The sequence below is a fragment of the Sphingomonas echinoides ATCC 14820 genome (assembly GCF_000241465.1).
Classification (GTDB): domain Bacteria; phylum Pseudomonadota; class Alphaproteobacteria; order Sphingomonadales; family Sphingomonadaceae; genus Sphingomonas; species Sphingomonas echinoides.
Genome location: NZ_JH584235.1, coordinates 1850634 through 1869986 on the forward strand (window position 1 = coordinate 1850634; position 19353 = coordinate 1869986).

The window sequence follows — 19353 nt, forward strand, 5'->3', positions numbered from 1 at the left end:
CAAAGAGCGCTGACGAGCCCTTGCGCTTTCCGTTATATTGTCTGAGTATAAGCACAGAGCCAGTGCGTCAACGGCGTGAAACGCGCAATCGTCAGACGGTTCGATGGAGAGGGTCTTTCATGCGTCGCACCTATGCTTTGGGAACGAGCGCGCTCGCGCTGGCCTTGGGCGCCCTCGTCGCTCCTGCCGCTGCTGCGCCAACCGTGGGCGGTCTGCTGTCCGACCACGGCGTCATCCAGCGCAACCAGCCGATCGTGGTGACGGGCGACGCGATCGCCGGAGAGCCCGTGACCGTCGTGCTGGCCGGCCACTCCGCCCAAGCCCGCGCGGACCGCGACGGGCATTTCCGCGTCACCGTGCCACCCGTGCCCGCAGGCGGCCCCTATGACGTTCTGGTGATGGCCCCAAGCGGCACAACCGCGCTGCACGACGTGCTGATCGGCGATGTCTATCTCTGTTCGGGCCAAAGCAATATGGAGCTGCCGGTCGAGCGCGCGCAGGACGCGATCGGCGCGATCATGGGGAGCGCCGACAACCAGCTGCGCCTGGTGACCGTCGCCAAGCGCACATCGGCGACACCGCGTGACCGGTTTGCGCAACAGCCCAATTGGAGCGCCGCCGACGCCAAGACGACCGGCGGCTTTTCAGCCGCCTGCTTCTACATGGTGCAAGCGCTGCGCAAGGTGGCCAAGGTGCCGATTGGCGCGATCCACTCGAGCTGGGGCGGGTCGCAAATCGCGGCCTGGATGGGCGAAGAGGCGCAGCGCGCCGCAGGGCGCGGCGCGCAAGCCGACCTGCTGTCGCTCTACGCTCGCGACCCCGCCGCTGCCGAACGCAGCGCGAGCGCCACCTGGGAAAATTGGTGGCGCGACAAGACCGGCGACACGCGCGGGCACGAACCGTGGCAAGCGGACGCTGCGCTCGACTGGCAGCCGGTCCCGAAGATCGCCTTTTACGAAGAGTGGGGCGTGCCAGCGCTCGAGACCTATCTTGGCATGCTGTGGTATCAAAAGACGGTCACGCTGACGCCTGAACAAGCCCGCCAGATGGCGACGATCGCCATCGGCGCGGTCGACGATGCCGATCGCACCTGGATCAACGGAAAACCCGTTGGCGGGCGCGGCGGTTGGGACGCGCGGATGTACACCGTCCCCGCCGGCACGTTCGTGGCCGGACGCAATGTCATCACCGTCAACGTGGAAAATGCCTATGCGACGGGTGGCATGCCCGGCCCCGCGGAGACGATGAAGCTGACCTTCGCCGATGGCAGCAGCGTGCCGATCGCCGATGGCTGGCGCTATGCGGTCGCCAAACACATCAGCGGCACCTCACCCCGCGTCCCGTGGGACGAGATCACCGGCGCGGGCACGATCTACAATGCGATGATTGCGCCGCTCGGCCAAACCGCGCTGGCGGGCGTGGCCTGGTATCAGGGCGAATCCGATACGGACATCCCCGGCTATGCCGACCGCCTGAAGGCGATGATGGCCGAGTGGCGGCATCAAGTGGCGCAGCCGCACTTGCCCTTTGCGATCGTGTCGCTCGCTGGTTTTGGCGCGCCATCGATCGCGCCGGGTGAGAGCGGCTGGGCGCGAGTCCGCGACGACCAGCGCCGCGTGGCGCAGGAAGACGGCCATACGGCGGTGGCGGTGACGCTCGACCTTGGCGACGCCCTCGATATTCATCCGGGCGAGAAGCATGAAGTCGGGCGGAGGCTGGCGCGCGCGATGGGTGCCCTCGTTTATGGACAAACCGCGTCGGCGTCGGGACCCCAGCCCGTGGCAGCCACGCGCGACGCCGCTGGCACGGTGACCGTGACCTTTACCGGCGTGACAGGGGCGCTGCACTCGCGCAGCGCCGATTACGCGACTGGCTTCGAGCTGTGCGGCGCTGACGCGGGCTCCTGCCGTTATGCCCGTGCGACCGTCGCGGGCAACCAGGTCTCGCTTTCAAGCGACAATCGCCCCGTCAAGCGGGTGCGCTACGCTTGGGCGGATTTTCCGGTCGTCAATCTGGTCGACGCGGCGCAATTGCCAGCGGGTCCGTTCGAACTGCCGGTTAAGTGATCGGCGCACCTATACCCTAGCGATAGCCGAGCGCGCCGTTCAGCCCGCCCCCAGCGCCCGCGCCCGGCGGCGCTGCACCGACGACCCGATCCCCAGCGCCTCGCGATATTTGGCGACAGTGCGCCGCGCGATGTCAAAGCCCTTGGCGTTGAGCAGTTCGACCAGCGTATCGTCCGACAGGATCTTGTCGCCCTCGCCCGCGATCAGCGCCTTGATCGCCGATTTCACCGCCTGCGCCGACACCGCATCGCCGCCGTCGGACGATTGGATCGCCGAGGTGAAGAAGTATTTCAGCTCATACAGCCCGCGCGCGCACGACAGATATTTGTTGCTGGTGACACGGCTCACCGTCGATTCGTGCATCTCGATCGCATCCGCCACCTGGCGCAGCGTCATCGGCTTCAGATGCGCGACGCCGTGCAGGAAGAACGCCTCCTGCTGTTTCACGATCTCGGTCGCGACCTTGATGATCGTGCGCTGGCGCTGGTCGAGCGCCTTCACCAGCCAATTGGCGCTGGCGAGCATGTCGCCCAGCCACGCCTTGCTTGCCTTGTCGCCGCGCGCGGTCGACAATTCGCTATAATAGCTGCGGTTGACCAGCACGCGCGGCAGCGTGGCGGCGTTGATCTCGATCCCCCAGCCATCCTTGCGCTTGGCCACGAACAGATCGGGCACCACCGCCTGGGTCGGTTCCCCGCCATAACGGCAGCCGGGCTTGGGGTCATAACCGCGCAGTTCGCGGATCATGTCGGCCAGATCCTCGTCATCGACATCGCACAATCGCCTGAGCCGCGCGAGATCGCCGCGCGCGACCAGGTCGAGATTGTCGATCAGCCGCGCCATGCACGGATCGTAGCGATCGGCCTCCTTGGCTTGCAGCGCCAGGCATTCGGCCAGATCGCGCGCGCCGACGCCGGTCGGATCGAAGGTCTGGATGATGCCCAGCACCGCCTCGACCCGCACCAGCGGCACGCCGAGCCTCGTCGCGACGTCGAGCAGCGAGGCGGTGAGGTATCCGCATTCGTCGATTTGGTCGATCAGATGCGCCGCAATGAACAGGTCCGGTCCATCCACCGCCGTCCCCGCTTGGGCGAGCAAATGGTCCTGCAGCGTCAGCGCGGTATCGGCGAAGCTGTCGAAATCGGGGCCATCCTCGCCCAGGCCGCCGCCGCTGCTGGCCCCGTTGAGGCCAAGCGCCCCGTCCATGCCCGCCGCGCCCGGCTGATCGCCGATCGAATCCGATGCGCTGTCGTGGTGGAAGCTCTCGGCGGTGAAATCGACGTCGAGCGAGGCCTCGCCGGCATCGCCGCCGCTGATCAGCAATTCGTCGGCGGTGGCGGGTTGGTCGCGGATCGGCGCGTCGGCTTCGCGTTCCTGGGTCGGGCCGTCATCATCGGGGGCGCTTGCTTCGAGCAGCGGGTTGCGCTCGATCTCCTCGGCCAGGAAGCCCTCAACCTCGAGGTTCGACAACGCCAACAAGCGAATCGCCTGCTGCAATTGCGGCGTCATCACCAGCGATTGCGACTGGCGCAGGTCGAGGCGCGGCGCGAGGCTCATTGGCTGGCCACCCAAATACCGTTCGCCCTGAGCCTGTCGAAGGGCCCGCACAGCGAGCGAGGTCCCATCTGCGGCGAGCAGTGCTTCGACAAGCTTAGCACGAACGGATTAAGAGCACTCCGCATACCCTAAAGCGAGAAGCCCTCGCCCAGATACAGCCGCCGCACATTCGCGTCCGCCACCAGTTCCTCGGGCGAGCCGGTGAACAGCACGCGGCCATCATAGATGATATAGGCACGATCGACGATTTCGAGCGTTTCGCGCACGTTATGATCGGTGATCAGCACGCCGATGCCGCGCTTCTTGAGTTCGCAGATCAAGTCACGAATGTCGGCGATCGACAGCGGATCGATCCCCGCAAACGGTTCGTCGAGCAGCATGATCGAAGGATCAGCCGCGAGCGCGCGCGCAATCTCGGCGCGGCGGCGTTCACCGCCCGACAGCGCCATCGACGGGGAATCGCGCAACCGCGTCAGCCCGAACTCGTCGAGCAAGGTGGTCAGCCGCGCCATGCGCTGCGCCTTGTCGGGCACCGCGAGTTCGAGCACGCTCAGGATGTTCTGCTCGACCGTCATGCCGCGAAAGATCGAGGTTTCCTGCGGCAAATAGCCAAGCCCCAGGATCGCGCGGCGATACATGGGCAGGCCGGTAATATCCTGCCCGTCGAGCATGATCCGGCCCGAATCGGGCTTCACCAGCCCCATCACCGAATAGAAGCACGTCGTCTTGCCCGCACCGTTCGGGCCGAGCAGGCCGATCACCTCACCCTTGCCGACCGACAGCGACACATCGGTCAAAACGCTGCGCTTGTCATAGGATTTGGCGATCGACACGACCGACAAGCCGTCCAGCACCGGCACTTCGGCGATCGGCGGGGCGTTTTCGAGGGTGAGGGTCTCGGTCATTACAGGTCCCGTGCTCGCACTTTAGAGTGAACGAAAGGTTACCGCGCCGTATTTGGCAGGATTCGTGCATGATCGCGTGCACAACCTAGGCGAAACCCGTTCGGCTGGGAAGATGCCGCCAGCCGAAGCGTGCGCGCGGTCGCCTCAGTTGTCGCGCTTGGGCACCGAGAAGGTGCCGCTCACGCGACCGCCACTGCTCTTGGTTCCGGTCGCACCGCCGCCCACCGAATTGCCGTCGATCACCGCGCGCCCGGTATCGAGGTTGATCGTCAGCCGACCGCCATTGACGGTGTTGCCGCCCTGGATCAGCGTGACCGCGCCCAGCATCGTCACCACGCGCTTGTTGAGATCATATACTGCGAAATTGCTGCGCGCGGTCTGGTCGGGCCGCGTGACGGTGACGCTGCCCGAGGCGTCGAGGCGCGACACTTGCGGGCTGCCATCCACAATCTGGCCGGTGTAAGCGACTGTCATCCGCGCGGAATTCAGCGTCATCTCGGCTTGCTTGACCACGACATTGCCCGTCAGCACCGCGCGATTGGCCTTGTCCTGCAGTTCGATATGGTCGGCCGAGAAATTGATCGGCGCAGTCGAATTATGCGCAGTCTGCGCATAGGCTGCCCCCGCAAGGGCGGACGACAGGGCGATAAGGGCAAGGGTGCGACGCATGTGCGCTATCTCGTCTTTCGCGGGACGATCCGCAAGCGGGCATTACCGTCCAGCCGAACAACATGATTTTCGAGATCGGCGTTCATCTGATCGCCGCTGAACGTGCCCTGCGGCACCGTACCCGTAACGGCACCCCCGCTTTTCAACGTCTTGGACTTGAGATCGAGCGTAGAATTCTGCGTATCGAGCCGGTAGCCGCCGCTGCTTTTCACCTGCAACGGCCCATCGATCGTCACTTGCTGACGATCCATATTATAATGGCCGCGATCGCCGACGACATCGGCCGGCCCGTCGGACAGCCCGATCTGCGCCGACAATTGCTGCAGCCAGACGATCGGCTCGGCCGAACTCTTCTGGATCGCCGACCCAGCCACCAAAGCGAAGGGCTGCCCCTTATCGTCATTGCCGCGATAGGTGGCCGACTGCACGCGCAGCCGTTCCTTGGCGACTTCGACCTTGTTCTTGTCGAGCAGGAAGCTGACATCGCCGCCCGAATACAGCGGCAGCACCACCACAAACGCCGCCAGCACGCCGATCAGAATCGGCAGCACCACGCGCAGCACGCCGATCGTGCGATCGTGGCTGCTGCCCGGCGCGGCCCAGATCAGGCGCTGGCTGCGGATGGCCCCCGAATCAGGCATGCGCGAAAATATCGACCTCCGGCCAACCCGCCAGATCGAGCTCGGCGCGCCACGGCAGGAACTGGAAACACGCCTGCGCCAGCTCGGTCCGCCCTTCGCGCGCCAGCCGCAAGTCGAGCTCGTTGCGCATCGCGTGGAGATAGCGCACGTCCGACGCGGCATAATCCTTCTGCGCGTCGCTCAGCACCGGGCCGCCCCAGTCGGACGATTGCTGCGCCTTGGAAATGTCCTGCCCCAGCAATTCGCGCACCAGCTCCTTCAGCCCGTGGCGATCGGTATAGGTCCGCACGAGGCGCGAGGCGATCTTGGTGCAATAGACCGGGGCTGCGGTCACTTCGAGATAATGGCTGATCGCCGCCAGATCGAAGCGCGCGAAGTGAAACAGCTTCACCCGTGCCGGATCGGCCAGCAACGCACGCAAATTGGGCGCGGCATAATCGCTGTCGGGGGCGAAGCGCACGAGATGCTCGTCCGGCCCGCCATCGGAAAGCTGCACCAGGCACAGCCGGTCGCGCGGCGTGATCAGGCCCATCGTCTCGGTGTCGACGGCAATATCGACGCCGGGGACGAACAGATTGGCGGGGATGTCTTCTTCGTGGAGATGCACTGTCATCGCGCGGCCCTAGCGGCGAATCGAAGCGTGCTCAATGGGGTCCGCCGTTAGCGCTGCCGCGCGCGGGCCTTGCGCGCGGCGATGTTGAGTGTTTCGACCAGGCCCGAAAACGCCATTGCCGCGTAGATATACCCCTTGGGCACATGCACGCCGAAGCCATCGGCGATCAGCACCGCGCCGATCATCAGCAGAAAGCCGAGCGCCAGCATCACCACGGTCGGGTTGCGATCGATGAAATTGGCAAGCGGCGTCGCCGCCACCAGCATCACCCCGACCGCGACGATCACGGCGACGATCATCACCGGCAAATCGTCGGTCATGCCGATCGCGGTCAGGATCGAATCGATCGAGAACACCATGTCGAGCAGCAGGATCTGCACGATCGCCGCGCCGAACGACATCGCGACCGAACTTTTCTTGTCGAGCACGTCGCCCGAATCGTCGGGGTCGATTGTGTGATGGATCTCGGTGGTCGCCTTCCACAGCAGAAACAGCCCGCCCGCGATCAGGATCAGGTCGCGCACCGAAAAAGCGGTTTCGAAGGACGGCACGCCGTGCGCATCGACCGCACCGGCAATCCCCAGATCGAACACCGGCTCGACCAGCCCGGCGATCCAGGCGATCGCCGACAGCAGCACCAGCCGCAGCCCCAGGGCCAGCCCGATCCCGACGCGGCGCACCTTCACTCGCTGCCCCTCAGGCAGCTTGTTCGACAGCAGCGAAATAAAGACGAGATTGTCGATGCCGAGCACGATCTCCATGACGATCAACGTGGCAAGTGCCGCCCAGGCGGCGGGATTGGCGAGCAAATGGAGGAGCGACATAGCGCCATCCTGTGCCGGTATTGCCACGCTCGCGCAAGATCGACACAGGAAGCGCCGCATTTTGGACGAATTTGTTCGCAGCGCTTCAAATTTTAGGCTAACACGAGTCGGTGGCACATTTGGTTTGGTGCACGAAGCCCTGCGTCTTTCGTCCGACGCAACGGTTGCTATAACGATGTCGGACGAACCGGGAAGACGAACAGGGCATGAGTTTCGATAAAGGACGCCGCGGTGATCGTGGCGGGCGTGGGCGCGACAAGCGCGACGGTTTCGGCGACAGCGGCGGCTTCGACGGCGGTTTCGGCGGCGGTGACCGGTTCGGTGGCGGCGATCGCTTCGGCGGTGGCGGTGACCGGTTCGGCGGCGGTGGCGATCGCTTCGGCGGCGGCGGTGGCGGCGGCTTCCGCAGCGGCGGCGGTGGCGGCTTCGGCGGCGGTGGCGCAGGCGGCGGTGGCCGTGGCATGCCCCCGCAGGTCGTTGGCGAAGGCACCGGCGTCGTCAAATTTTTCAATGGCCAGAAGGGCTTTGGCTTCGTCGTTCGCGACGATGGCGGCGAAGATGTGTTCGTGCACATTTCCGCAGTCGAGCAAGCTGGCCTGACCGGTCTGGCCGAGGGTCAGCCGCTCGGCTTCACGCTCGTCGATCGTGGCGGCCGCATTTCGGCGACCGACCTCAAGATCGACGGCGAGCCGCTCCCCGTCACCGACCGCGGCCCGCCGCGCGACCGTGACGCAGGCCCCGGCGCACCGCGCGGTGCCGCCCCCGGCGGCGCACCGCAGCGCCAGCTGACGGGCGAAAAGGCGACCGGCACGGTCAAGTTCTTCAACGCGATGAAGGGCTTCGGCTTCATTCAGCGCGACGACGGACAGCCCGACGCGTTCGTCCACATCTCGGCGGTCGAGCGTGGTGGCATGACCTCGCTCAACGAAGGCGACCGGCTTGAATTCGAGCTGGAAGTCGATCGTCGCGGCAAGATGGCAGCGGTCAATTTGACCTCGATCGCGTAAGCGCTCGCGCCACTGGCGAAAAGATTGAACCCGGCAGGCCTTTAGGCCTGCCGGGTTTTTCTTTGTGTGCGAGTTCAACGCGCCACCCTACGACTCGGGCGACCCCGGCACTGGCCGGAAGGACTGTAGAAGGACCCTCTATGCGCCTCGTTCTCGCCGCGATCGCCCTGACCCTCGCCGCTCCGGCCCTCGCCGCGCCTGCTCCAAAGGTCGCCGCGACCAGCTTCACCCAGCTCAAGACCCCGCTCCCGCTTCCCTATGACGAAACCGCCGACGCAAAGGCGCAGGTCGCCGCCGCACGCGCACGCGCCAAGGCGCAGCACAAATTGCTGCTGATCGACCTTGGCGGCAATTGGTGCCTCGATTGCCGCCTCCTCGCGGGCACGATGGAATTGCCCGAACTGCGCAGCTTCCTGGCCAAACAGTATGAAATCGTCACCGTCGATGTCGGTCGCTTCGACAAGAATCTCGACATTGCTGCGAAATATGGGCTGAACGGTCACTTCGGTGGCGGCGTGCCAAGCGTGCTGATCGTCGACCCCAAGACCGATTCGCTCAAGAATGCGGGCCGTACTGCCGCCCTCTCCGATGCCCGCAGCCTCAGCCCGCAGGCGCTTGCCGACTGGCTGGCAAGCTGGACGAAGTAAGCGCGGCTGTCCGCACCGATCGCGAGTTCAGCCGATCACTCAATTGGCTGGACTAGATGTCTCTTTGCGGTGCTCACCTGGGCATCTACAAGGAAACCAAAATACACAGATTGAGATATGTCGCACTGAATACAGCCATCACTCCTGTTTATTTATCAGCGACTTGACTCTGAATATCAAAAGAGCACTATCGAGGTCTTGTCGAACGGGAGATGGACCATGCTGTCGAAGCTCGTAAAGATAGTGTCTTTGGGATCTGTTATTGCTGGTGCCACGATCGCGCCCGCAGCTGCACAGTATCGGCGTCAAGACTACGTAGTCATTTGGTACACGGACGAGAATGAGACCACCATTTCGGGTCAACGAGTCGTCTTTTGCGATGGCGGTAGCGTCCGCGTCGGCATGCCGACTTTGTATGAAGAAACCATCTATTACGGTTGCAGCTAAAAACACCCGGAAAGAGATAGTACCGATTTAGCCGTCCGCGAAGCGATCGGTCGCGCGGATCAACTGGTCGAGGATGCCGGGCTCGTTATAGGCGTGGCCCGCGCCCTCGATCAGATGAAATTCGGCCTCGGGCCAGGCCTGGTGCAGCGCGAAGGCGTAGCGCGCGGGGCACGGCATGTCGTAGCGGCCATGCACGATCGTCCCCGGAATGCCTGCTAGCCGCCCGGCATCGCGCAGCAACTGGCCCTCTTCCAGCCACGCATCATGCGCGAAAAAGTGATTCTCGATCCGCGCGAAGGCGAGCGCGAAATGCCCGTCCTGGAACGCCTCGCTCAACGCGGGATCGGGCAGCAGCGTGATCGTCTCGCCTTCCCAGATCGTCCATGCCTTGGCGGCTTCGAGCTGGGCCGTCGGATCATCGCCGGTCAGGATGCGGCGATAGGCCTCGACCATATCCCCGCGCTGATCTTCGGGGATCGGCGCGAGGAAGCCCGCCCATTTGTCCGGGAACATCTCGGACACGCCGAACTGATAATACCAGTCCCGCTCCGCCCGGGTGACGGTGTAGATGCCGCGCAGGATCAGCGCGCGCACCCGCTCGGGATGCGTTTCGGCATAGGCCAGCCCCAGCGTCGAGCCCCACGATCCGCCGAACACCACCCACCGCTCGACCCCGACCAACGCACGCAACCGCTCGATATCGGCGACCAGATGCCAGGTCGTGTTCGCCTCCAGACACGCATGCGGCGTCGATTGCCCACACCCACGCTGGTCGAACAGTAACACGTCATAGCGCGCCGGATCGAACAGGCGGCGATGGCTCGGCGAAATGCCGCCGCCCGGCCCGCCATGCAGGAACACCGCCGGCGTCGCCCCCGGCGTGCCACAGCGTTCGTAATAGATGCTATGCCCATCGCCGACATCGAGCATGCCGGTCGCATAGGGTTCGATCTCGGGGTACAGCGTGCGCAAGTCGGTCATCGGGGATTGATAAGGCCGCACCCCGGCCATGTCACGCCACCTCAGGTGATCATCCGCTTGAGCGCCACCACCGTATCCGCCTCGGCGGCGGGCTTGTCGGTGCGGATGCGCGCGATACGGGGGAAGCGCATCGCCACGCCCGATTTGTGGCGTTTGGAGGCGTGGATCGAATCGAACGCGATTTCGAGCACCAGCGTCTTTTCCACCTCGCGCACCGGGCCAAAGCGCGCGGTCGTATGGTTCCGCACGAACTGGTCGAGCATCTTCAATTCGTCATCGGTGATGCCCGAATAGGCTTTTCCCACCGGGAGCAACTCGCCGTCCTCGGTCCAGCAGCCAAAGGTGTAATCGCTGTAGAAAGACGATCGCCGCCCGCTGCCGCGCTGCGCATAGAGCATCACGCAATCGGCGGTCAGCGGATCGCGCTTCCATTTGTACCACAAACCGGTCTTGCGCCCGCCGACATACGGCGAATCGCGCCGCTTGAGCATCACCCCCTCGATCGCGGCATCGCGCGCGCCCGCGCGGACCCCTTCGAGCGCGGTAAAATCCTCTGCGGCAATCACGGTGCTAAGATCGAACCGCCCGGCATCGAGCCGCGCGACAAACGCCTCCAGCCGCGCGCGCCGCTCGCTCCACGCCAGCCCGCGCAGATCGTCTTCGCCATCGTAGAGAATGTCGTAAAGCCGCACGAACGCCGGAGCCTCGGCCAGCATCTTCGCCGAAACCACCTTGCGCCCCAGCCGCTGCTGCAAGGCATTGAAGCTCGCGGCACCGCCTTCTTCGGTCGCCGCGCCTTGCGCATCGCCCTTCACCATCAATTCGCCGTCGAGCACGCCCGGCGTCGCGAAATCGCGCGCCACTTCGGGGAAGCTGGCGGTGATGTCGTCGCCGGTCCGGCTGTACAACCGCGTCTGCCCGGCGACGTGCACCAATTGCACGCGAATCCCGTCCCATTTCCATTCGGCGGCATAGTCGGCGAGATCGACGCGCAGATCCTCCAGCGGATGCGCCAGCATGAATGGGCGGAACACCGGCACGTCGGCGCTGGTCGGCTGCGCGCCGCGTCCCTCCGCCCAATCAAACAGCGCTGTGTAAGGCGGCGCGATCCCGTGCCACACTTCCTCGACCGCCTCGACATCGAGCGCAAACGCCTGCGCGAGCGCGGTCTTCGCGAGGCGCGCGGAAACCCCGATCCGTAACGCCCCCGTTGCCATCTTGAGCAGGGCAAAGCGTTCGTCAGCATCGAGGCGGTCGAGCATCGCGGCCAGCACGGCGGGCGTATCCGATCGCGACAATGCCGCCAGCCGATCAACCGCCTGCGCGATGCCGAGTGGCTCGGCATCCGGCACCACCAGCGGCTTGGGCCACAGCAAAGCGACCGTTTCTGCGGTATCGCCGACATAATCGCGGCTCATGCGGAACAGCACGGGATCGACGCGCTCCTCGATCAGCGCGCGAATCACCGCCGGTTTGACGCCGGGCAGGTCAAGCTCCCCGGTCAGCGCCGCCATCGCCCAGCCGCGATCGGGATCGGGCACGGCGCGCATGTAATCGACGATCAGCTTCAGCTTCGCGTTGCGCGAGCGGGTGTAGATCAGCCCGTCGAGGAGATCGGCAAAAGCACGCATCGTCGCAGCACCATGGCGCATCGCGTCCCGTCCCGCTAGCAGTCCCGCCATGTCGCGTATCCTTCGATTCGTCGCGGGCCTGGTCCTGATCGGGCTTGCCCTGTTGATTGGCAGCTATGCCGCCTCCCGCGCCGATCCGATCGTCCGCCGCCTTACCGTCGCCTTGCCCGATTGGCCGCAGGGGGCAGCGCCGGTCACGCTGGCGCTATTGACCGACATTCATCTCGGCAATGCCAGCATGGACCGCGCGCGGCTCGATCGCATCGTCGATCAGGTCAACGCGCTGAAACCCGATCTGGTTCTTCTGGGCGGCGACTTTCTGGCCGAATATGACAAGGCCAAAGCGCCCGTGCGGTCCAGGCTCGTCGCTGAATCGCTTGCGCGGTTGCAGGCCCCGCTCGGCACCGTGGCGGTGCTTGGCAATCATGATTATAACACCGATCCGCAAGCCGTTACGCGCGCGTTTGCGCGTGTCGGCATCCCGGTGTTGCAAAACACCGCCCTCCAGCGCGGGCCAATCGTCATCGGCGGGCTCGGGGATTTCGATACCGGTCACGCAGATGTCGCAGCAATGAGCGTAGCGATGGCCAAGCTGCGCGGTGCCGACGTCGTCCTGACGCACACGCCCGACATCCCAACTCCGTTGCCGGGTACAATCGGCCTGCTGCTGGCCGGGCACCTGCACTGCGGACAGATTGTTCTGCCGCTACTTGGCCCCATCAGTGTCTCGCCGACTCAGCGACGATATCTGTGCGGCGTCGTCCACGACGGCAACCGGACGGTGGTAGTGTCGGCAGGGCTCGGCACCAGCACGCTTCCGCTCCGCGTCCACGCGCCGCCGGACCTGTGGCTCGTCACCGTCGGTCCGGCGAAACGCTGAGGGGTCAGCCTTTGCGGCTGGCCTCGAACAGGAACCAGGCGCGACGCTCGGCCTGATCGGTCCAGTCGTCGATCACCGCGCTGGTGGCATTGTCCTTGGCCGCATCGGCCAGGTCCTTGGCTTCGCGCAGCGCCTCGACCATCTTCAGATTGTCGTCGCGCAATTCGCTCAGCATCGCTTCGGGCGCGACGAAATCGGCATCATTGTCGGTGATCGTCTGGTGGCGTGCGATATCGCCGATCGAGCGCAGCGTGGTCTGGCCGATCTTGCGCACGCGCTCGGCAATGTCGTCGGTGGCGGCAAAGATCTGTGCGGCCTGCTCGTCGAGCATCAGGTGATAATCCCGGAAATGCGGGCCCGACACGTGCCAGTGGAAATTCTTGGTCTTGAGATACAGCGCGAACGAATCGGCAAGGATCCCGTTCAGCGCCTGCGACACCGTCTTGACGGCGTTGGTCTTCAAATCGGTCGGGGTCTTGAGTGCATCGGCGGCCATGTTTCGCTCCATCGGCAGGCGGGATATTCGGTTCGGTGCTGGAACGAAGCGATAGCGAATTGGCTCCCGATCGGCTTGGATAAAATTACGATCTCAGCGATCGACCGCCTAGATAAGGCGCAGCGCCGACAGCGCCTGCACCGCTCCTGCCACCATCAACACCGCCGCTGCAACCAGGCGCAGCGCGGTGGTCGGCAGTTTGCGCATACCCTTCTCCCCCAGCAGGATCGCCGGGATGGTGACTGCAACGCTGCCGATGGTCGCGCCGATCGCGGCAAAGGCTGGCGTGGTCGCCTGCGCCGCCAGCGCGGCGGTGATGAATTGCATACGATCGCCAAACCCAAGCATCGCCACCGCGACAAAGCTCGATCCGAACGCCCCCAGCCGCCAGCTGCGCCCTTTGGCGGGCTTGATCGGCCAGAACCCCGCCACGCCGCCCGACAGCAAGGCGAGCGCCAGCAACAGCCCCTGCGCATTGGGGGACAGCATTGGGGCGACGACAACCCCGCCAATCGCGCCCAGCGTATTGCCGAACGCCAGCGCCAACGCGACGCCCGCGATCACCACGCCCTTATTGTCGTATCGATTCGCCAGTGCCGCCGCCGCCCATGGCGTGCGGTCGCTGACCTGGGTCAGCAGCGCCGCGACCAGCGCGGCCATCAAAGCGTCCATCGGCTGGGCTTCAACCGGCCAGGCGAACCGAGCAGGCAGCGGCAAAGGTTTCGCAGGCACTGCGGTCCTGCCGGTCCGACGACACCGCATCGCGTAGGATTGCGATCCAGCCCAGCACGAGCGGCCCGCGCTCACCCCGCGCCAATGCGGCATCGATCGCGTGTGTCACCGCGACCGCCGGATACAGGCCATAAGCCAGCGCCGCCGCGCGAATCGCATCGATCTCGGCGGCCAGTGCGGCCGTCGACGCGGTGCCCGCGCGCATCCCCGTCAACGCGACTCGCGCGGCGAGTTCGGCCTGTGCTATTGCCATCGCGCTATCAGGTGCCGTCACAATCCGTCCCCTTTGGCGGGCATCCTGCGCCCGCACTGGTAAACACGCGCTTAAACCCTGCCGGATGGTCGGTCTTGCTTGACATCACGCGCCGCTTCCTTCATCGGGCGACGCTTAAGAGCGGCGACCGGTTCGCCGCTTTTGCATTTTCAGATCACAGGAATTCAGGTCATGGCAAAGCCGACCACGGTCAAGATCAAGCTCGTCAGCACGGCGGACACTGGTTTCTTCTACACCACCAAGAAGAACCCGCGCACCAAGACCGAGAAGCTGAGCTTCAGCAAGTATGATCCCGTCGTGCGCAAGCATGTCGAGTTCAAGGAAGCCAAGATCAAGTAAGCCCGGCGCTGGCGTCCTGCCAGCCGGAGCGAAAAGGGGCCGCGAGCGCATGCTCGACGGCCCTTTTCGTGTTTTGTATTGCTTTCCACATACCTCCCCTCCCTGAAAGGGAGGGGATTGAGGGGTGGGTTGGCTGATGGCGAGGTGTTACGCCCGATTACGGGCCGACCCACCCCCAGCCCCTCCCTTTCAGGGAGGGGAGAAGGCTCAGCCCGAACGGCGGTGGGGCAAACTTGCCCACCCCGCGCCCCTCACACCAACGCCGCCACCGCATCCACGAAGCGCATCAGCGAAATCGGCTTTGACACATAGGCATCGGCGCCCGCCGCGCGGATCCGCTCCTCATCTTCGCGCCCGGCATAGGCCGTCACTGCCATAATCGGGATATCGCGCAGGGCTTCATCGGCCTTAAACTGCAGGATCAGATCATAGCCGCTCAGATGCGGCAGCTGGATATCGGTCACGATCAGGTTGGGCGCGAACGCGCGCGCGCGCGCCACCGCTTCGCGCCCGTCGCGCACGCCCTCCGTCACATATTCGTGCGCGCGCAGCAGATCGCAGAAAAGTTTCAGGTTGAGTTCGTTGTCCTCGACAACGAGCACCCTTTTTGCCACGCCCAAATCGTCCTGGTCCATGGAATTTCCCTAAGCAATGCGCGCCCGAGAAACAAACCCCGAACCGGCCGAACTGGCGCTGCGCGCGCTGGTGTGGACGCTGGGCGAGCCGGACCGGGCGCTGCGCCTGCTCGATGTGACGGGCATGACCCCCGCCGATTTGCGCACCCGCGCGGGCGAACCCGCCGTGCTGTCGGCGGTGCTCGGCTTTCTGGAATCGTACGAACCCGATCTGATCGCCTGCGCAGGCGGGATTGGCGAGCGGCCCGAGGCGATCGTCGCGGCGCGCGCCGCGCTGGAGAATGCCGCATGAAGGGCCTGCTGATCTGCGATTGCGACGAAGTGCTGCTGCACATGGTGCGGCATTTCGGCGTGTGGTTGCGCGAGCATCACGACATCGATTTTGCCGCCAATGGCGGCGATTTCGCCACCAGTATGACGCGCATCTCGGGCGGTCCCGCACCCACGCGCGAGGAAATGTGGGGCCTGCTCGAGGGCTTCTTTCCCGCCGAGATGAGCCGCCAGACGCTCGTGCCCCATGCCCGCGAAGCGCTCGCCGCGCTGTCGCAAATCGCCGACGTCGTGATCCTGACCAACCTCGCCGACCACAATCGCGAACCGCGCATCGCGCAATTGCTCGGCCACGACATGGCGTACCGCGTCGAGACCAACCAGGGCGGCAAGGGCGATCCTGTCGCGCGGCTGGTGGCCGAACATGGCAACCCCGTCACCGTGTTCGTCGACGATCTCGCGGTGCACCACGCCTCGGTCGCCAAGCACGCACCGCAGGTTCACCGCCTGCACATGATTTCCGAACCCGACCTCGCCCCCAACGTGCCCCCTGCCCCCGCTGCGCATGTCCGCATCGATGATTGGCAGGCTGCACAAGTGTGGATCTCCGATCGTTTCGCGGCTGGGCTGCCCGCCGCCTCATCCCCCGAAAGGACCTCCGCATGACCGACCGTATCGACCGCAAGCTTTCCGAACTCGGCCTCGCTTTGCCCGCCGCCGCCGCGCCCGTCGCCTCCTATGTGCCGACCGTTGATGCACACGGCCTGCTCCACATTTCCGGCCAATTGCCCTTCAAGGATGGCGCGGTCATCACCGGGCGGCTGGGCGAGTCGGTCGATCTCGAAGCCGGGGCCGCCGCTGCACAAGCGTGCGCGCTGATGCTGGTCGCACAGATCAAGGCGGCCCTTGGCGGCCTTCACCGGGTCGAGCGGATCGTGAAGCTCGGCGTGTTCGTCAATTCGACCGCCGATTTCACCGATCAGCCCAAGGTCGCCAATGGCGCATCGGACCTGATGGTCGCGTTGTTCGGCGAAGCGGGCAAGCATGCCCGCAGCGCGGTCGGCGTCGCCGCGCTGCCGCTGGGCGCGGCGGTCGAAGTCGACGCGATCGTTCAGATCACGGCTTGAGCGCACTCGGCGCGGGTCCGCAGACCCGCGCCGCCGTCACGCCGGTTGTGCGAGTGCCGCCAGCGCATCGCCGGTGACGCGGTACACCGTCCACTCCTCCATCGGCGCTGCCCCCATCGAGCGATAAAAGGCGATCGCCTTTTCGTTCCAGTCGAGCACCGACCATTCGAAGCGCGTACAGCCGCGCGCCACCGCCAGCGCCGCCAGATGCTTGAGCAACGCTTTGCCGACGCCCGCCCCCCGCGCCTCGGGCGTGACGTAGAGATCCTCCAGATACAGCCCACGCCAGCCAGTCCAGGTCGAGAAATTGTGAAAGAACAGCGCCATGCCGACGGGCTTGCCGTCGAGCTCGGCAATCACCGCCTCGGCTGCGGGATGCGCGCCGAACAACGCGTCCTGCAACAACGGCTCAGTCGCCACCACCTTGTCTGGCTCGCGCTCAAATTCGGCGAGTTCGCGCACCAAATGCAGGATCAGCGGCACGTCGGCGGGGGTAGCGGGGCGGATATGGGTCATGCGGCAGCCTCCGTTTGCGGGGCGGGCGCGGCATGGCCGCGTACCGCAGCGACGCACCCCGCGATGATCAGCGCCGCTCCGAGCGTCGTGTAGAGCGACACCGTCTCGCCGAACACCCACCATCCAAGCAAAGCCGACCACAGAAAGGCAGTATATTCCACCGGCGCCAGCACCTGCGCCTCGGCCCGGCCATACGCCCAGGCGAGCGCCATCGCCGAGACCGAGCCCAGCACCGCCGCCGCACCGATCTGCGGCCATTGCGCGACCGTCGGCAGCCCCGAGAACCACGGTGCGCCGATCAACAGCAAGGCACCGAGCACGATGCTGGTGAACAGCGCAACCTCCAGCGGATCGGCGACCTGCGCCTGCTGCCGCAGCAGGATCAGGCTATAAGCGTAGAAGATCGACGCCGCGAAAATAGCGATCGACCCCAGCACATGTGCAGTCGAGGCATGCGCCTGCACTTCGCCCGCCGCGATCACCAACACGCCCGCGCTTGCCACGATCGAACCGAGGATCGCCCCGCGCCGGATCGTCTCCCCCAGCAGCGCCGCGGCGAAATACAAGGCGATCAGCGGCGCAAGAAAGGTCAGCGCCACCCCCTGCGCCATCGGCACGCGCGCGAGGCCCCAGAAGAACAACACCACCGAAATGCCGGCAGTCGCGCCGCGCAGCGCATGCAGCCGCAACGCCGCCCGCCCCGGCCACGGCCGCCGCCGCGCGACGAACACCGGGCCGAGCAGCACCACACCCGCCACCGATCGCCACAGCACCGCCGAATAGGCCCCGCTGGCGATCGATAGCCCCTTCATCAGCACGTCCATCGTCGAATAGGTGGCGATGCCGATCGCGGCGACAGTGAAGGCGAGCGTGGCGGAAACGGGCTTCATGGCGCTGGCCATAGCGCGTGCCGGGCCGCCCGTCAGGGTAAAGATCGTTCCCCGGTCAGCCCATGCCCGCTGCGGCCTCGCGCTGCACCGCCTGCAATAGGGCAAGCGCCTGTAGCGCTTGCGGCTCGGGCACGAAGACATTGTCGTGATGATAGGCCGCGATCATATTGCAGGGGATGCCCGCATCCGCCAGCGCTGTTGCGACGCCAGCGGTCAGGCCAACCCCGTCGAGCGCGGAGAACACTTCCAGCACGATCCGGCGCATCGGCAGCGACACGTCGAAACCATGCGCCGCCGCGTCTGCCAGTGTCAGGACCAACGCAAGCCCCTCCGCTTCGCGAAACAGCGCCAGGCTCCTGGGCGCCAGGATCGCGGCGGCGGCAGCGTCACTGGTCGAGCAGAAGATATACGTTCCCTCTGTAAGAACCGGAGTCATTCCCGCGAGCATCGCCTGTCGCTCGCGCACGAGTTTGTGCGTTTGTGTCATTGTTCCACCTGGAAGTTCGAAAATAGCCTGAAGGGACCCAGCCTGACGGATCAGGCTGGGCGGCTAATTCGATTGGCGCAGGGGTAACGACGGAGCATCGCGCACCGGTACCTTCGATTCGACGCCATGCCCAGATGCCTTGGCGGCGGCAATCGAGCCCAACCGCGCTATCGGCGCAAATCTTCAGACCGATAAAAGGCATTCAGCTCCCGCGCCGTCGCGAGCTTGATCTTCGGCAAGGCAATGTCGGCGAACATCGCGGCATAGCGTTTGCGGCTTGCCGGTGTGACCGCCACGATGTGATGAATCATCAGCCAATTCACCCTGTCCACACCTCCCTCAAGCGCCCCGTGGCGATTCCGCTGAAACCAGCATCGCTGAAAATAGCGCAGCAGGCTGGTCAGCGTTGAGGCGTCCAGCAAGATGACCCCGGTGGCACGCTCCAGCCGCTGTGGCAGGCAGCGGGAGTAATTGCCCTCTATTACCCACCGATCCCCCAAAATGGCCGCGTCATGCAAAGCGATGAACTCTGCCTCGGGTCGCTCTTGCCAGTCGGTATTGGGTCGATGACGGAGTTGGTCGAGGTGGACCGGCGACAGGCCGCGCGCACGACCAATCGCCACCGCCAACGTGGATTTGCCACTGTTCGACGGCCCCATGATGCAGATGCGGGGTCCAAGCGCGTCGAGGGTCATGAGGTCGATCTTCTACAGCGCCAC

General features: G+C 65.1%; 25 protein-coding genes. 9 read left to right on the forward strand and 16 right to left on the reverse strand.

Going from position 1 to position 19353, the window contains the following annotated elements:
• Window positions 1–119 precede the first annotated feature (119 nt).
• Window positions 120–2066 carry a sialate O-acetylesterase gene (locus ON00_RS08620; protein WP_010404995.1) on the forward strand — a complete coding sequence of 649 codons (1947 nt, stop codon included), beginning with the start codon at window positions 120–122 and terminating at the stop codon, window positions 2064–2066.
• A gap of 39 nt (window positions 2067–2105) precedes the next feature.
• Here the strand turns inward: ON00_RS08620 and rpoN are convergent, their stop codons facing one another.
• The 6 genes from rpoN to ON00_RS08650 all read right to left on the reverse strand — a co-directional run bounded on the left by rpoN (window position 2106) and on the right by ON00_RS08650 (window position 7275).
• Window positions 2106–3623 (reverse strand): RNA polymerase factor sigma-54, encoded by a 1518-nt coding sequence (rpoN, locus tag ON00_RS08625; RefSeq protein ID WP_010404997.1) that lies wholly within the window; start codon window positions 3621–3623, stop codon window positions 2106–2108.
• A gap of 128 nt (window positions 3624–3751) precedes the next feature.
• Entirely contained in the window at window positions 3752–4528 is a 777-nt protein-coding gene (gene lptB / locus ON00_RS08630) for an LPS export ABC transporter ATP-binding protein (RefSeq protein ID WP_010404999.1), read from the reverse strand.
• Window positions 4529–4672: 144 nt separating this feature from the next.
• The gene (locus ON00_RS08635) at window positions 4673–5197 is read right to left on the reverse strand and encodes an LptA/OstA family protein (RefSeq protein WP_010405000.1); all 525 of its coding nucleotides are present in this window, start codon (window positions 5195–5197) and stop codon (window positions 4673–4675) included.
• Between the two features lie 5 nt (window positions 5198–5202).
• Window positions 5203–5838: an LPS export ABC transporter periplasmic protein LptC gene (lptC, locus tag ON00_RS08640; protein ID WP_010405003.1), complete on the reverse strand. Its 636-nt coding sequence runs from the start codon at window positions 5836–5838 to the stop codon at window positions 5203–5205.
• The gene (locus ON00_RS08645; RefSeq protein ID WP_010405006.1) at window positions 5831–6451 is read right to left on the reverse strand and encodes a ribonuclease D; all 621 of its coding nucleotides are present in this window, start codon (window positions 6449–6451) and stop codon (window positions 5831–5833) included. The genes lptC and ON00_RS08645 overlap by 8 nt, the downstream gene beginning before the upstream one ends.
• A gap of 47 nt (window positions 6452–6498) precedes the next feature.
• Window positions 6499–7275 carry a TerC family protein gene (locus ON00_RS08650; protein ID WP_010405010.1) on the reverse strand — a complete coding sequence of 259 codons (777 nt, stop codon included), beginning with the start codon at window positions 7273–7275 and terminating at the stop codon, window positions 6499–6501.
• Window positions 7276–7481: 206 nt separating this feature from the next.
• Between ON00_RS08650 and ON00_RS21315 the strand changes: the two genes are divergently transcribed.
• The 3 genes from ON00_RS21315 (at window position 7482) to ON00_RS08665 (ending at window position 9376) form a co-directional block, all read left to right on the forward strand.
• Entirely contained in the window at window positions 7482–8282 is an 801-nt protein-coding gene (locus ON00_RS21315) for a cold-shock protein (protein WP_010405012.1), read from the forward strand.
• 140 nt (window positions 8283–8422) lie between these two features.
• Entirely contained in the window at window positions 8423–8929 is a 507-nt protein-coding gene (locus tag ON00_RS08660; RefSeq protein WP_010405015.1) for a thioredoxin family protein, read from the forward strand.
• A gap of 219 nt (window positions 8930–9148) precedes the next feature.
• The gene (locus ON00_RS08665; protein ID WP_010405017.1) at window positions 9149–9376 is read left to right on the forward strand and encodes a hypothetical protein; all 228 of its coding nucleotides are present in this window, start codon (window positions 9149–9151) and stop codon (window positions 9374–9376) included.
• 27 nt (window positions 9377–9403) lie between these two features.
• Here the strand turns inward: ON00_RS08665 and pip are convergent, their stop codons facing one another.
• Together pip and ON00_RS08675 are read right to left on the reverse strand one after the other, a co-directional pair.
• Window positions 9404–10357 carry a prolyl aminopeptidase gene (gene pip, locus ON00_RS08670; RefSeq protein ID WP_010405020.1) on the reverse strand — a complete coding sequence of 318 codons (954 nt, stop codon included), beginning with the start codon at window positions 10355–10357 and terminating at the stop codon, window positions 9404–9406.
• Window positions 10358–10398: 41 nt separating this feature from the next.
• Window positions 10399–11988, reverse strand: coding sequence for a cisplatin damage response ATP-dependent DNA ligase (locus tag ON00_RS08675; RefSeq protein ID WP_010405022.1), 1590 nt, complete (start codon window positions 11986–11988; stop codon window positions 10399–10401).
• A 49-nt stretch (window positions 11989–12037) separates the two neighbouring features.
• On the opposite strand from ON00_RS08675, the gene ON00_RS08680 reads away from it, so the two are divergent.
• Window positions 12038–12868 (forward strand): metallophosphoesterase, encoded by an 831-nt coding sequence (locus ON00_RS08680; protein WP_010405024.1) that lies wholly within the window; start codon window positions 12038–12040, stop codon window positions 12866–12868.
• 4 nt (window positions 12869–12872) lie between these two features.
• Here the strand turns inward: ON00_RS08680 and ON00_RS08685 are convergent, their stop codons facing one another.
• From ON00_RS08685 to ON00_RS08695, 3 genes are all read right to left on the reverse strand, one after another.
• The gene (locus tag ON00_RS08685; RefSeq protein ID WP_010405025.1) at window positions 12873–13364 is read right to left on the reverse strand and encodes a Dps family protein; all 492 of its coding nucleotides are present in this window, start codon (window positions 13362–13364) and stop codon (window positions 12873–12875) included.
• Between the two features lie 108 nt (window positions 13365–13472).
• On the reverse strand, window positions 13473–14036 hold the full coding sequence (locus ON00_RS08690) for a TMEM165/GDT1 family protein (RefSeq protein WP_010405027.1): 564 nt from the start codon (window positions 14034–14036) through the stop codon (window positions 13473–13475).
• A gap of 10 nt (window positions 14037–14046) precedes the next feature.
• Window positions 14047–14370 (reverse strand): hypothetical protein, encoded by a 324-nt coding sequence (locus ON00_RS08695; RefSeq protein WP_245535548.1) that lies wholly within the window; start codon window positions 14368–14370, stop codon window positions 14047–14049.
• A gap of 171 nt (window positions 14371–14541) precedes the next feature.
• Here ON00_RS08695 and rpmG point away from each other — a divergent pair, with 171 nt between their 5' ends.
• Window positions 14542–14709, forward strand: coding sequence for a 50S ribosomal protein L33 (gene rpmG / locus ON00_RS08700; RefSeq protein WP_010162189.1), 168 nt, complete (start codon window positions 14542–14544; stop codon window positions 14707–14709).
• A gap of 251 nt (window positions 14710–14960) precedes the next feature.
• On the opposite strand, the gene ON00_RS08705 is transcribed toward rpmG, so the two are convergent.
• Window positions 14961–15323 (reverse strand): response regulator, encoded by a 363-nt coding sequence (locus ON00_RS08705; protein ID WP_010405037.1) that lies wholly within the window; start codon window positions 15321–15323, stop codon window positions 14961–14963.
• A 37-nt stretch (window positions 15324–15360) separates the two neighbouring features.
• Here ON00_RS08705 and ON00_RS08710 point away from each other — a divergent pair, with 37 nt between their 5' ends.
• Genes ON00_RS08710 through ON00_RS08720 form a run of 3 tightly spaced genes read left to right on the forward strand, consistent with a single transcriptional unit; the run spans window position 15361 to window position 16741 of the window.
• Window positions 15361–15636, forward strand: coding sequence for a DUF3572 domain-containing protein (locus tag ON00_RS08710; protein WP_010405039.1), 276 nt, complete (start codon window positions 15361–15363; stop codon window positions 15634–15636).
• Window positions 15633–16280 carry a hypothetical protein gene (locus tag ON00_RS08715; RefSeq protein ID WP_010405041.1) on the forward strand — a complete coding sequence of 216 codons (648 nt, stop codon included), beginning with the start codon at window positions 15633–15635 and terminating at the stop codon, window positions 16278–16280. The genes ON00_RS08710 and ON00_RS08715 overlap by 4 nt, the downstream gene beginning before the upstream one ends.
• The gene (locus ON00_RS08720; protein WP_010405044.1) at window positions 16277–16741 is read left to right on the forward strand and encodes a RidA family protein; all 465 of its coding nucleotides are present in this window, start codon (window positions 16277–16279) and stop codon (window positions 16739–16741) included. The genes ON00_RS08715 and ON00_RS08720 overlap by 4 nt, the downstream gene beginning before the upstream one ends.
• Before the next feature lie 36 nt (window positions 16742–16777).
• Here the strand turns inward: ON00_RS08720 and ON00_RS08725 are convergent, their stop codons facing one another.
• The 4 genes from ON00_RS08725 to ON00_RS08740 form a co-directional block, all read right to left on the reverse strand.
• The gene (locus ON00_RS08725) at window positions 16778–17257 is read right to left on the reverse strand and encodes a GNAT family N-acetyltransferase (protein WP_010405046.1); all 480 of its coding nucleotides are present in this window, start codon (window positions 17255–17257) and stop codon (window positions 16778–16780) included.
• Window positions 17254–18159 (reverse strand): DMT family transporter, encoded by a 906-nt coding sequence (locus ON00_RS08730; protein ID WP_010405048.1) that lies wholly within the window; start codon window positions 18157–18159, stop codon window positions 17254–17256. Before ON00_RS08730 ends, ON00_RS08725 begins: the two co-directional genes overlap by 4 nt.
• A gap of 43 nt (window positions 18160–18202) precedes the next feature.
• Window positions 18203–18634: an ACT domain-containing protein gene (locus tag ON00_RS08735; RefSeq protein WP_010405051.1), complete on the reverse strand. Its 432-nt coding sequence runs from the start codon at window positions 18632–18634 to the stop codon at window positions 18203–18205.
• A 167-nt stretch (window positions 18635–18801) separates the two neighbouring features.
• On the reverse strand, window positions 18802–19329 hold the full coding sequence (locus ON00_RS08740) for a P-loop NTPase family protein (RefSeq protein WP_010405053.1): 528 nt from the start codon (window positions 19327–19329) through the stop codon (window positions 18802–18804).
• Between the last annotated feature and the right edge of the window lie 24 nt (window positions 19330–19353).